General features: G+C 71.1%; 8 protein-coding genes. 2 read left to right on the forward strand and 6 right to left on the reverse strand.

Annotated features, from left to right (window positions below; translation table 11 throughout):
* Nucleotides 1–8 precede the first annotated feature (8 nt).
* The 5 genes from AB0N68_RS03340 to AB0N68_RS03360 all read right to left on the reverse strand — a co-directional run bounded on the left by AB0N68_RS03340 (nucleotide 9) and on the right by AB0N68_RS03360 (nucleotide 7,819).
* Complete coding sequence (locus AB0N68_RS03340; protein ID WP_280571584.1) at nucleotides 9–4,736, reverse strand: PKD domain-containing protein; 4,728 nt, start codon at nucleotides 4,734–4,736, stop codon at nucleotides 9–11.
* Nucleotides 4,737–4,811: 75 nt separating this feature from the next.
* Nucleotides 4,812–5,345 carry a DUF4352 domain-containing protein gene (locus AB0N68_RS03345; RefSeq protein ID WP_187663191.1) on the reverse strand — a complete coding sequence of 178 codons (534 nt, stop codon included), beginning with the start codon at nucleotides 5,343–5,345 and terminating at the stop codon, nucleotides 4,812–4,814.
* A gap of 196 nt (nucleotides 5,346–5,541) precedes the next feature.
* Entirely contained in the window at nucleotides 5,542–6,159 is a 618-nt protein-coding gene (locus AB0N68_RS03350; RefSeq protein WP_280570066.1) for an arsenate reductase/protein-tyrosine-phosphatase family protein, read from the reverse strand.
* Nucleotides 6,156–6,875: a CDP-alcohol phosphatidyltransferase family protein gene (locus AB0N68_RS03355; protein WP_280570063.1), complete on the reverse strand. Its 720-nt coding sequence runs from the start codon at nucleotides 6,873–6,875 to the stop codon at nucleotides 6,156–6,158. Before AB0N68_RS03355 ends, AB0N68_RS03350 begins: the two co-directional genes overlap by 4 nt.
* The gene (locus AB0N68_RS03360) at nucleotides 6,866–7,819 is read right to left on the reverse strand and encodes a glycosyltransferase family 2 protein (RefSeq protein WP_280570061.1); all 954 of its coding nucleotides are present in this window, start codon (nucleotides 7,817–7,819) and stop codon (nucleotides 6,866–6,868) included. Before AB0N68_RS03360 ends, AB0N68_RS03355 begins: the two co-directional genes overlap by 10 nt.
* A gap of 187 nt (nucleotides 7,820–8,006) precedes the next feature.
* On the opposite strand from AB0N68_RS03360, the gene AB0N68_RS03365 reads away from it, so the two are divergent.
* Both AB0N68_RS03365 and AB0N68_RS03370 read left to right on the forward strand, forming a co-directional pair.
* On the forward strand, nucleotides 8,007–10,004 hold the full coding sequence (locus tag AB0N68_RS03365) for a glycosyltransferase (protein ID WP_232089169.1): 1,998 nt from the start codon (nucleotides 8,007–8,009) through the stop codon (nucleotides 10,002–10,004).
* 43 nt (nucleotides 10,005–10,047) lie between these two features.
* Nucleotides 10,048–11,388: a phenylacetate--CoA ligase family protein gene (locus tag AB0N68_RS03370; protein WP_187663188.1), complete on the forward strand. Its 1,341-nt coding sequence runs from the start codon at nucleotides 10,048–10,050 to the stop codon at nucleotides 11,386–11,388.
* A gap of 9 nt (nucleotides 11,389–11,397) precedes the next feature.
* Here AB0N68_RS03370 and AB0N68_RS03375 read toward each other — a convergent pair whose 3' ends face one another.
* Nucleotides 11,398–12,417, reverse strand: a complete 1,020-nt coding sequence (locus tag AB0N68_RS03375) for a glycosyltransferase family 4 protein (RefSeq protein ID WP_187663187.1) — start codon at nucleotides 12,415–12,417, stop codon at nucleotides 11,398–11,400.
* Between the last annotated feature and the right edge of the window lie 105 nt (nucleotides 12,418–12,522).

A 12,522-nucleotide genomic window follows, 5' to 3' on the forward strand; every position in this document is an offset into this window, starting at 1 on the left:
TCAGGATCTTACTGCGGTGCGGTGACGCGGAACGAATCGAACGACACGCCGAGCGGCGCGGTCGCGCTGCCGGAGCGGTTGCCGCTCAGTCCCACCGCACCCGCACCCAGGGGTGCCGCGTCGGTCGTGGTGATCTGCCAGGCTGCCGGCTTCGTCGTCTCCGTCGGCCAGAACTTGGCGGAGAGGGTCGCCGACGTCGTCCCCGTCACGGACACCTCGAGGTTGTACGAGGTGTTCGCGGCCCACACCAGTCCGGGCACGGCCTGCGTGCGCAGGACGGTCCCTTCGCGGTGCACGACGAGCCAGACCGTGCCGTCAGGACGCAGCCAGGCGCGGACGAAGTACTTCCCGGCCGCCGACTGCCGCGCGATCACGCCGACGTAGGCGCCACCCGCGGCCGGGGCCTGATCGACCCGGAACTGCGTCTCGAGCACCGCATCGGCGACGGACGTGGTGTTGAGCGTCGCATGCCGGGTGTCGCCGGCGATGAGGTTCAGCTTCGCCTGGCCGTCGGCGACGGTCGCCGCCGCCTGCGAGCCGCCGGCGATCGTCCACGCCCCGCCGACCGTGGCGGTGCCCCAGCCGGGCCCCGCGGTGCGGTCGAAGCCGTCGTCCGCCACCGGAGCCGGCTGCGGCTCGGGTTCGGGTTCGGGTTCGGGCTGCGGGTCGACGGGAGGCGCCGTCACGGTCACCGGCTTGCTGGTGGTGTGCGTGGCGCCCTTGTCGTCCTTCACCGTGAGGGTGACGGTGTAGGTCCCCGCCGCGGTGTAGGTGCGGCTGGTGGTCGCACCGGTGCCGGTCGTCCCGTCGCCGAAGTCCCACGCGTACGAGGCGATCGTGCCGTCGGAGTCGGTCGAGGCGCTGCCGTCCACGGCGACCGTGAGGTTCGTCGCGGTCGCGGTGAACGCGGCGGTGGGAGCGACGTTCGCGGGCTCCGGTTCGGGCTGCGGCTCGGGCTCCGGCGCCGGCGTGCCGAGGTTCTTCAGCGTGAAGTCGTCGAAGCTGGCGAGGTTGGTGCCGGTGCCACTGCCCGACCGGTAGGAGAACACCGTCGGGGCACCGGCGACCTGCAGAGCCGGCGTCGCGTCCGTCGTGGTGAGCTGCCAGTTGGCGGGCTCCGCCGACCCCGCCGCCCACAGCTTGGCGCGGATGGTCGTGGTGGACGACCCGGTCGTCTCCATCAGGAGCGAGAACGAGCTGCCCGCGCTCCAGGAGAGACCGGAGACGGCGGTGCTGGCGATCGCCGTGCCGTTGCGGTGGATCACGAGCCAGGTGGTGCCGTCAGGACGGTGCCAGGCGAGAGCCCGGTAGCCCGAGGACCCGGAACGCCGTGCGCCCAGACCTTCGTACGCCGCCCCGGAGGAGGGCCCGGAGGCGAGCGTGTAGGTGATCCGCGCGGACGTGTCGAGAAGGGACGTGCCCTGCAGCAGCATCTCCCTGGTGTCACCGGGTGCCAGGTTGACCTTGCCCACGCCGTCGCCGACGGAGAGCGCCGCGGCGGAGCCGCTCATCGGCGCCCAGGTGCCGCCCTTGTCGGCGGCGCCCCAGCCGCTGGACACGACACGACCGAACGCGTCGGACGCGGCGAAGACCTGCGCGGTCACGGTCACGGTCTTCGTGACGGCCTTGGACGCGCCGAGGCTGTCGGTCACGGTGAGGGTGATGTCATGCGCGCCGGCCGCGGCGTACGTGTGGCCTGCCGTGGCCCCGGAACCGGCGGGAGACCCGTCGCCCCAGTTCCACGAGTAGGACAGCGTCGCGCCGTCGGACGCACTCGATCCGGCTGCCGAGACGTTGACGCTCAGCCCCGACGCGGTCGCGGTGAAGGCGGCGACCGGGTCGGCATGCGTCGCCTCGACCTGTCGTGTGGTCGACGCGCTCCCGCCGCGGTCGTCGGTCACCGTCAGGGTCACCGTGCGGGTGCCCGGCGTGGCGTAGACGTGCGTCGCGACCTGACCGGTCGAAGTGGTGCCGTCCCCCCAGTTCCATGCGTAGGAGGCGAGGGAGCCGTCGGAGTCCGTCGAGGCGGACGCATCGGCCGAGACCGACAGCCCGTTCGCCGTCGTCTCGAAGGCCGCCGTCGGCAGGACGTTCGGTGCCTTCACCACGACCTGCTTCTCCGCCGTGGTGGCGAGTCCGTTGCTGTCCGTGACGGTCAGCGCCACCGTGTAGGTGCCGGACGCCTCGTACGTGTGGCTCGTCGTCTTGCCGGTGGCCGTCGCCGAGTCATCGCCGAAGTCCCACCGATAGCCGGCGATCGTCGCCGAGCCCGCGGACGCCGAAGCCTCCGCGTCGAACGCGACGGCGAGGTCGGTCGGCGTGGCGGTGAAGGCAGCGGTCGGGGCCTGGAAGCCCTTGCCGATTCCGTAGTGCGTCTTCACCTGGGTCGCCGTGAGGGCGAACGGGTAGACCGCGACCTCATCCAGCGCCCCCTTGAAGTACTTGGAGCTCGGCTCGGACGGCCATCCGGCGAGGTTGTCTCCGCCGATACGCCAATATCCCGTGTAGTTCTCCGCCGTGGTGGCCCCCGCGAGCGACGACACGAGCTTGCCGTCGACGTAGAGCTTCATCCCCTCCGCGCTCTGCGACGCGACGGCGTGGTGCCACTCGTTGTCGTTGAGCGCGGCGTCGTTCTGGACGGTCTGCGTGCTGCCGTTGTACGTGCCGAAGACGAGACGCCCGTTGTTCGTCATATAGAGATGACGGTCGTAGCTGGTCGACTCACCCGACGCCGCGGCGCCGTAGCCCATCAGCTTGCCGCCGCTGGTGGTGTTGGTCTTGAACCAGAGCTCGGTCGAGAACTCGGACGGCGCGGCGATCTTGCTCCCGGAGGCCACGCGTCCCGCGCTCGTCCCGGTGAAGGTCGAGGCGCCCGTCGCCGTGTTCTCCACCCCGGAGGTCGAGGCGGTGACGCCCGTGCCGAACACGGGGGTGTTGGACCCGGCCCAGTCCTGCGCGGCGGTGCCGAGCGGGTAGTAGAGCTGCGGGCCGTCCGCCGTGACGGCGTTGACGTAGTTCGACACGGCACCGGCCGCGATGGTCACGCTCATCGCCTGGCTGGAGACGGAGTTGCCCGCGCTGTCCTTCGCGACGACGGTGTACTCCTGCGTCGATCCGGGAGCTGCGGTCTTGTCCTCGAGGTTCACCGAGGGGCGGTCCCACCAGGTGCCGCGGGCGGTGGCGGTGGCCACCGGGGCGGTGGTGCCGGTCCGACGCAGTTCGTAGGTCAGCGTGAGGTCGTCACGGTCCCAGTTCGCGGGGATCGAGATCCGCGCGCGTCCAGGGATGAACGACTGCGCCGTGCCGGTCCAGTTCGCCCCCGACAGCCGAGGGCCGTCCTTCGCGCCGCCTGGCGGGTTGGTGGAGAACCGCACGAGTCCCTCGAAGCGGCCGTTGTTCACGGAGCGGAACTCGCCGCCGATCGAGATCATGTTCCCCGCACCGGTGATCGAGAGTCCGGCCTGACCCATGCCCGTGGTCACGCCCACGGCCCAGTCCGGCGTCCAGGCGTAGGCCGAGGGCGCCGGTGTCCCGGCCCAGTTCTTGTACGTGCCTCCGGCGGCGGGCTGGTTGCCCAGCAGACCGCGGGCGTCGGCGGTGTACGCCTCCGAGTAACGGTGCGTGCGCGGATTCTGCTCGGGGTGCATGCCCATGGTGCTGCAGGCATGGGTGTGGCTGGTGGTGTAGACCGTCTTGCCGGTCGAGTAGACGCCGTAGTGGTCGCCCAGGCAGTCCGCGATCCAGCGGACCTGACCGCTTCCGGCCTCGGCCGCGAAGGTGCCCTCGAGGTTGCCGGTGGCCGCATCCGCGTAGACCCAGCCGGTGCCGTACACGGCGTTGGCGTCGGCCGCGAGGCCGAAGATCCCCGCCTTGCCCGAGTTCGCGCCCGTGTTCGAGCCGTTCTTCACCGTCTGCGGCAGCGCCCATCCGCTGTCCACCGCGCCGGTCGTCTTGTCGAGCGCGACGGTGCCGCGCATCGTCAGGTCGCCGTTGACCTGGGAGAAGCGGCCGGCCGCGATGACGTTCTGACCCGCCGGGTCCATCACCATGGCGTCGACCTGGAGGTCGGTCTGCGGCGCCCAGCTGAGCAGCGCGCCGTTCGTCGCCGAGAAGGCCGCGAGGTTCTTCCGCGGGGTCGCGTTGCCCTGCGTGAAGAGACCGCCGACGTAGACGCTCGAGCCCGAGGTGGCGAGGGCGTACACGCCGCTGCCGCCGATCGAGGGCGAGAACCCGGGCACCAGCTGCCCGGTCACGGCGTCCAGCGCGGCGAAGTTCCAGCGCGTCTGGCCGTTGACCGAGTTGAAGGAGCCGCCGATGTAGATGCGGCTGCCGTCCGGCGAGGCGGCGACGGCCTTGATCACGCCGTTCACCTGCGGTGCGAACGAGAGCAGCTGACCGGTGTTGATGTCGTATGCGAGGACGTTGGACCGGGCGGTGAGGCTGGTCCCCGGTACGGCGAGCGGCGCCCTGGCGTTGTCGAACTTGCCCACCGCGTAGACGGTCGACCCGATCGTGGTCTGCGACCACACGTAGCCGTTGTCGATCTGCACGGTCGGAATCGGGTCCGACGTCACGACGTCGTCGTTCCGCTGCAGCAGCGGCGGCGGCGTCGACGGCGAATCCGCCGCCGCGGCCCCGGTCGCCCCCAGCGTGGTCATGCCCGTGATCAGCAGCGCCGCCGTCACGACCGACGCGAGTGCGCTCAGCGCCCGCCTCGAAGTGGATGTCTTACCCATGTTGCTCCCCAGCCCCAGATTTCTTCTTCGAAAATGTCACGTACGAGACGCGGTGAAAGTCGTCGCGCCCACGGCTCAGGAGAGCTCGCCCGCGAAGGTCGCCACCGGCTCGCCGGCGGCGTAGTTCACGCTGATCTTCACGGCGCGACCCTTCGTGGGGTCGAGCATGAAGACGTAGGTTCCCGTGGCCTCGTCGCCGGCGGCCAGCTCTCCATGGAGAGGTTCGTTCGGACCCGCGGTGGTGGCCACCCCGACGTCGCCGTCGTCCGTGACGAGGCTGACGACGGCGGAGTCGATGCTCTGCGCCCGCTTCGAGTCGTTGGCGACCTTCACGGTCACCACGACGGCGGAGCCGGCATACTCGCCCGGCGTCTCGGGGGTGACCTCGGTGGTCGAGATGTCGTCGACGGTCACGACCATGTCGGTGGACAGCGCGATCTCCGCGTCCAGCGCACCGCTCTCCTCGGTCAGCGCGGGGGCCTCGGTGGGCCCCTGGGCGTCGGGATCGGCCGGCGGCGTCCAGTCGGTCGTGCTGGTGCCCTCGGGCTCCGGCGACGCCGCGGTGTCCGGTGCCGCCGTGCATCCGGCGAACACGAGCGCGAGCGCCACGACGGGCGCGATGAAAAGCGCACGGCGTGCGCGTGATGAGCCGTCCCCACAACGGCATGCTGAAACAGTGAACACTGCAGCTCCCCAGAACCCAGATCCCCAGCCGGAGCCCCCTCGGCTCCGGTTTCCCCCCAGCCATGCAGAACACGGCGTCGGCTAATGGTAGTGCGGACCGTGGAAAACCACAACCCTCCGGTCAGGAGGAGTGTCGGCGCTGTCTCCCGAGCTGCCCGCCGATCGCGTCGACGGCCTGCTCGACCTCGGAGAGGGTGCCGGCATGACCCCGACTCCCGTGCCGATCCGCGATGGAGGCAGGGTCCTCGACGGAGGGACGACCGAGGAGACGCCGGAGCCCGCCGCCGCGACCCGGCGAGCCGCTGAGGGGCACCGCACGCGTCCGTGCCCGGTCGAGGTGAGCGACGTAGTCGGCGATGACATCGGAGCCGCCGGGCGCGAACCCGACGCCGAGGTGCGCGGCCTCACGCAGCGTGAACATCCGCTCGCGGTGCTCCGGCGCCGCCCGCACCAGCTCCCCCCGGAGATCGCGCGAGGCGGTCAGCACGAGGTCGGCTGCGGCCAGCATCTCCGGGGTGACCTCGCGGGCTCGATGCGCCTGCGCCCGTGCCCGCCAGTCCTCGTCGGCATGCCGCGACGCGACGTCGGCGCAGATCGGGTCTCCGTCGTTGGCGCGCACGCCGGCGCTGCGCACCGAGAGCGAGGAGCCCTCCCCGAGCCGGCGCCGCAGCTCCAGCTCGGCCAGCGGCGACCGGCAGACGTTGGCCGCGCACACGATGAGGATCGAGCCGCCGGTCATGCCGGGTCACCGAGCCTTCCGATCTCGCGGAACCACTTCACCGCGGCGAGCGCGAGGAACAGGACCGCGGCGGCGCAGAGCGCGCTGTACGCGACGAGGAATCCCGGCGTCCAGCCCCAGAGGACGAAGACGAGGCAGACCAGCCCGAAGTCGGTCGGCAGCAGCATGAGCGAGCGTCGCAGGGTGCCTCCGCCGCGTTCATGGGTGGACGCGACGGCGTGCTTGCCCTTGAGGAGGTCGTTCAGGAGCATGCCCGAGAACGTGGTCGAGGCGACGATGCTGAACACGATCGGGATCAGCAGCAGCGCCGGCGACTCCGGAAGGACCCGGTACAGGCCGATCAGCACCGCGAGGTGCAGCGACGCGATCTTGAGCGTGTCGATGAAGTGGTCCAGCCACTCGCCCTGCGGGCTCCCGCCGCCGCGGAGCCGCGCGACCTGACCGTCCGCGGAGTCCCACGCGTAGCCGAGGACGAGGAAGAGCGCGATGAGCAGCCCGAACGGCACCGTGACCGGGGCGAAGGCGATGAGGCCGATGGCGGCGAACGAATGGACGGCGCTGATGATCGACACCTGGTTCGGCGTGAGGCCGAGCCGGAACGCCAGCGCGGCGAGCACGCGTCCGAGCCTGCGGTTCACGTAGACCGAGTAGGCGGGGGCGCCGCGGGCATGGCCCTTCTGCGCCCTGGCGAGCTGACGGTAGGCGTCTACGACCATGACGTTCCCTTCGATTCCGTGCCGGACAGGCGCGCGATCCGTCTGGCCTCGCGCACCCCGCGGACGTAGGCGCGCAGCGGAGCAGCGGAATGCAGCAGCTGTCGGCGGCCGCCGCGGAGGATCACCTCGCGGGCGGTACGGGGTATCGACCGGCGCCAGCGGTGCACGGCCTCGTCGTCGAGGTGCCGGACCGCGTACAGCATCCGGTTGCGGATGTTGTAGAAGTAGTAGCCCTCCGACTTCGCCCTCGCGAGCTGGGGTTCGGCGCGCTGCGTGCCGCCCTCGTCGTGCACGGCCGTCGCCTCCTCGACGAGCACGAGCGTCCCGCCGGCCGAGACCACCCGGCGCGAGAAGTCGACGTCCTCCCAGTAGAGGAAGTATTCGTCGTCGAAGCCGCCCGAGAGCGCCCACACCTCGCGGGTGATCCACAGGCAGGCACCGCTCAGCCACGGCTCGTAGGGGCGCGCGTCGTCCGCCCGGCGTTTGCGACGCGCGCGCATCGTGCCGTCGTCGAGCAGGAGGTCGATGCCGGCGAACCAGGTGCGTCCCTCGGAGTCGGTGATCACCGGCGAGGCGAGGGTCGTGCGCGAGGCCGCGGTGACCGCGGCCAGGCGCGCCAGAGACGCACGGTCGATGTGCGCGTCCGGGTTGATCACGAGGACGTCGGTCGCGCCGTCGGCGAGCGCCCGCGTGACCCCGATGTTGACGCCGCCGCCGAATCCGCTGTTCGTCTCGGGGGTGATGAGGGTCCATCCGTGCGCCTCCGCGACCGCGACGGCGGCCTCGCGCTCCGCGGCACCGGCCCAGTTGTCGACGACGACCACCAGGGCCTCCTCATCGACGGCACGAGCCTCGCGCTCCACGAGCACCAGGTTGCGCTCGAGCAGCCGCGCCGAGGCGTAGTTCACGACGACGACGGCCAGCCGTCCGTGCACGATTGACACGCGATCCTCCCCCCGGATCCGCCCACACGGTCCGCTCGGGTCGCCGGTCGAATTCCCCAGAGTCGCGACCGGCGTCGACTCCCAGGACACCGACTATACGCCAGAGGCGGCTCGGCGCACCCGTCGTTCACGGTACGATGAGCCGGCGCGGGGAGACAGGCGCACGACTGCCATGGGGATGAGGCGGATGACGAGGGGACCGGGGACGGGCGACGCGATCGCCGTGACGATCGGCGTACCCACCTACCGACGGCCGGAGCTGCTGGCGGCGCTGCTGCGCGCACTCCCTGACCGGATCGCGGAGTGTGCAGACCTCGGCGTGGACGTGGAGGTGCTGGTCGTCGACAACGACGCCGCGGGCTCCGCGCGCGAGGTGGCCGCGAACGCCGCCCTGCCCGTCCGGTACGTCGTCGAGCCGACGCCGGGCATCGTGGCCGCGCGGAACCGGCTGCTGGACGAGTGCGCCGACCGCGACCTGCTCGCCTTCATCGACGACGACGAGGTCCCCCGTGCCGGCTGGCTCTCGGCGCTGATCACCACCTGGCGCGCGTTCGACGCGGATGCCGTCATGGGCCGCGTCATCTCCGTGTTCGATGACGACGTCGATCCCTGGCTGCTCGCCTCCGGCACGTTCCGTCGTCCGCCCCGCCCGACCGGGACCGTACTCTCGGTCGCCGCGGCGGGGAACCTGCTGCTCGACCTCCGAGCGGTGCGCCGCTTCGGCGTGCGCTTCGACCCGTCCCTCGGGCTCGGCGGCGGCGAGGACACGCTCTTCACCCGCGAACTCGTCGGCCGAGGCGGCCGCATCGTCTGGTGCAACGAGTCCGAGACCGAGGACCTCGTCGTCGCCGCGCGCCTCAGCCGCGCGTGGGCGGCGCAGCGGGCGTTCAGCTCGGCCAATGCCGGTACCCGCATCGACCTGCAGCTCACCCGCGGGAGGCTGCGCCGCGGTCTGCTCCGGGTGCGCTCCCTGATCGGTGGGATCGCCCGGATCGTCGTCGGTGCAGCACGTCGAGCCTTCGGCGCCGCGACCTCGAACATCGCCCATCACGCCCGCGGCACCCGCCTGATCCACCGCGGCCGCGGCACCATCGCCGCCGCTCTCGGCCGCCGCTACGACGAATACCGTCGCCCCTCGGAGGACAACACGATGACCGAATCCGCGTCGAGCATCCGCGTGATGCAGTCCCTCGGCGCCCCGCGCCCCACGACGAATCCGTACAACAAGATGCTCGACGAGGCCCTGGGGACGACGGAGGGCCTGGAGCATCTCCGGTTCTCGTGGAAGACCGCCCTCTTCGGCCGCTACGACGCCTTCCACTGGCACTGGCCCGAGGCCAAGCTCCACGGATCGACCTGGTGGAAGTCCACCGGCAAGTTCCTCCTCACGGCGGCCCTCGTCGCCAGGCACCGCCTGTCTCGACGTATCGCCGTGGTGCGGACGGTCCACAACATCGAGCTTCCCGATGACAACGCGCCACGCTTGTGGCTGCTGCGGTCCATCGATCGGCACACCGACTATCGGATCGTCATCAACGAGACGACGCCGCTCCCTCCGGGCACGCCGCACAGCCTCATCCTGCACGGTCACTACCGCGACTGGTACGCCGCGTTCCCCTCCGCCGAGCGTGTGCCCGGTCGGCTGGGATCGTTCGGCGGGGTGCGTCGTTACAAAGGGCTCGAAGGGTTCATCGACGCCTATGCGGAGGCGGTGACGATCGAGCCGACGTTGAGCCTGAAGATCGGCGGTCGCCCCTCCACCCCCGAGCTCGGCGACGACCTCCGTGAACGGACGTCCGGTCTCCCCGCCGTCGAACTGCACCTCGACTTCCTGAGCGATGCCGAGCTCGTCCAGCTCGCCACCTCCTCCGAGCTGATCGTTCTGGCCTACCGCTTCATGCACAACTCGGGCAGCGTCCTCGCCGCCCTGTCCATGGCACGGCCCGTACTGGTGCCGCGGAACGAGGCGAATGAGGCGCTGGCGCGCGAAGTGGGCGCCGAGTGGGTGCTCCTGTACGACGGCGACCTCGACGCCGCAGCGGTGGTCGAGGCCTGGCGGGCGGCATCGACGCTGACCGGGGCACCCGACCTCTCCCGCCGCGAATGGGCGGACGCCGGCCGTGCCCACCGGGACGCCTTCCGCGAGGGCGTCGCACACAAGCGTCGGCGCCGCCACCGCGTCTGACCCACCCTCCCACCCGCCCGCTCAATGACGAGAGGCTCCATCCATGTCCGCATCACTGAAGGGCGCGTTCTTCCGCGCCAAGGCCGCGACCGTACGGGCGAGAGCGGGAGCCTTCCACCGTGAACTCCTCTCGAACGAGCGCTTGGCCCCGGCCGAGTTCGCCGGTATGCAGAACAGGCTCGCTCGGGACATCGCGGCGTTCGCCATGGACTCCTCCGCGTTCTACGGCGCCCGCTACCGGGAGCTCGGCGTCCGCCCGGATTCCCTGACCGATCCGGAAGCCTGGGCGTCGTTGCCGATCCTCGACCGGGCGACCGTCAAGCAGCACGCGGCGGAGATGCGCACGCCCGAGGCGACGGAAGCCAGTGCGCGACCTGCTCTGACGGGCGGCAGCACGGGAGAGCCCCTCGCCACCCTCCACGACGCCAGGGTGCCGGCTCTGGCCCTGAGCTGGAGGATGTACTCCTGGTGGGGGATCGAGCCGTACGACGACCTCGCCCGGGTCGGTCGCTGGAACTTCGGGCGGCTGGCGACCATCAAGAACGACCTCGCCTGGTGGCCCACCACTCAGGTTTACCTCGACGCCGGTCTGATCTCGGAGCAGACGATGGAAGCGTTCCATCGACGACTCACCGCGACGCGACCGCGCCTGATCGAGGGGTACGTCGGAGCGATGCTGGAGTTCGCCGATTTCCTGGAGCGCCGGAAGCTGAGCGTCCCCATCCCGAAGGCGATCGCGACGACGGCGGCGCCGCTCACGGCCTCCGCCCGCGCACGGCTCGAGTCGGTCTTCGGCGCTCCCGTCCACGACGAGTATCGCGGTTCCGAATTCGGATGGATCGCCGGGGAATGCGCTCATCGCGACGGTCTCCACGTCTTCGCCGACGTCCGCCGGGTGGAGGTGGTGGACGAGGACGGGGCCCCCGCAGCCCCCGGCCAGCTGGGTGACCTCGTCATCACGGATCTGCGCAACAGGGTCTTCCCGCTGATCCGGTATCGCACCGGCGACAAGGGCATCCTGCGATCGGAACCCTGCCGCTGCGGCAGTGCCCTCCCGCTCATGGAGCAGCCTCAGGGGCGGACGACGGACATGATCCGTCTCCCCAGCGGTACCGTGCTCGCGCACCGCCTCATGGGGATGTTCGCCGCACACCCGGAAGCCGTGCGTCTCTTCCAGATCCACCAGCTCGCCGATCACTCGATCACCATCCGCGTCGTGGAGGGTGACGGCGCGGAGGCGCGGAGTCAGATCGAGAGCGCGGTCGCCGCACTGCAGGAGCGGATCGCGAACGAGGTGCCGGTGCGCACCGACTTCGTCGACTCCCTGCCCTACACGGGCGGCAAGACGAAGTACATCATCAGCGACGTGCCCCCTTCGGTCTGAGCGTCGACGTCAGCCGTCCGCTCGGAGACCGCGGACGAGGGCGTCGACCATCGTCGCGGTCGTGAAGCGGCGCTCGACCTCGATCCGGCCCTGCCGACCCAGCTCGGCGGCGCGGTCGGGATCGTCCAGCATTCCGAGCAATGCTTCCGCCAGCACCTCCGGCTCCTCCGGCGGGACGAGGACACCGGTGCGGGCGCTGACGTAATCGCGCATGCCAGGGGTGTCCGAGACCACCACGGGGCGGGCCGTGGCCAGAGCCTCCAGCGCCACGGTCATCCCTGACGCGTGGAGGTTGGGGCGGGTCGCGGTCACCACGACGCTCGCGGTCGCGTACAGATCGCGGAGCTCCGTGTGCGGCAGCCGACGCACGAGCCGGACGCCCTCCGGAGGCGGCAGCGCGGAGGGCGACTGCACGACGACGTCGACTCCCGGGCGCGCAGCGAGGACCAGGGCGAGCGCGGCGTACAGCGTCGCGGGATCCCGGTCGCGATCGTTGCCGGCGCTGACGATCCGGGGTCGGGCGGCGGGTGGCCGCGCGCCGAAGAACTCGTGGTCGATCCCGAACGGCACGACGAAGATGCGGGGCGCGTCGGCCCCGAGGAGCCGTTGCAGGGGCACGACCTGTGCCTCGCTCAGCACCCAGAGCGCCGTGGCCGCCCGCAGCATCGCCACCAGTCGACCGGGTGCAGCGCCGGCCGCCGCCATGTCGGTGAGCCAGATGACGCCGGCGGCGTACCGCGTCCGCGGCCGCAGGATCTGCAGACGATAGGCGGTGTTCTCGTCCCACGCGATGGCGAACCCGGCACGGGGCCGCGGGCCGACGCCGGCGCGTGCGCGGAGCCGTGCGATCCGGCCGGGGTCGGGGAGCTCATCGACCTCCACGACGGCGTGGTCGCGAAGAGCGTCCAGCCCGTAGGGCCAGACGCTCGGAACCTCTCCCCTGGCGTGTGCGCGCGCCCAGGCGGATGCCGACTGCTCGGCACGGTGCGCCCAGGTGACGGACAGCGCCGGGCTGTCCTCGGATCCCACGAGGCCCACTATGGACCTCGGCCCGGGCGGTGTAAAGGGGGAGTTCTCCGCTAGAGTCGAGCGTACGACTGTGGGGGTCGTCGGACGGCAGGGGATGGCCGTCCT

The sequence above is a fragment of the Microbacterium meiriae genome, assembly GCF_040685015.1.
Taxonomy (GTDB): domain Bacteria; phylum Actinomycetota; class Actinomycetes; order Actinomycetales; family Microbacteriaceae; genus Microbacterium; species Microbacterium meiriae.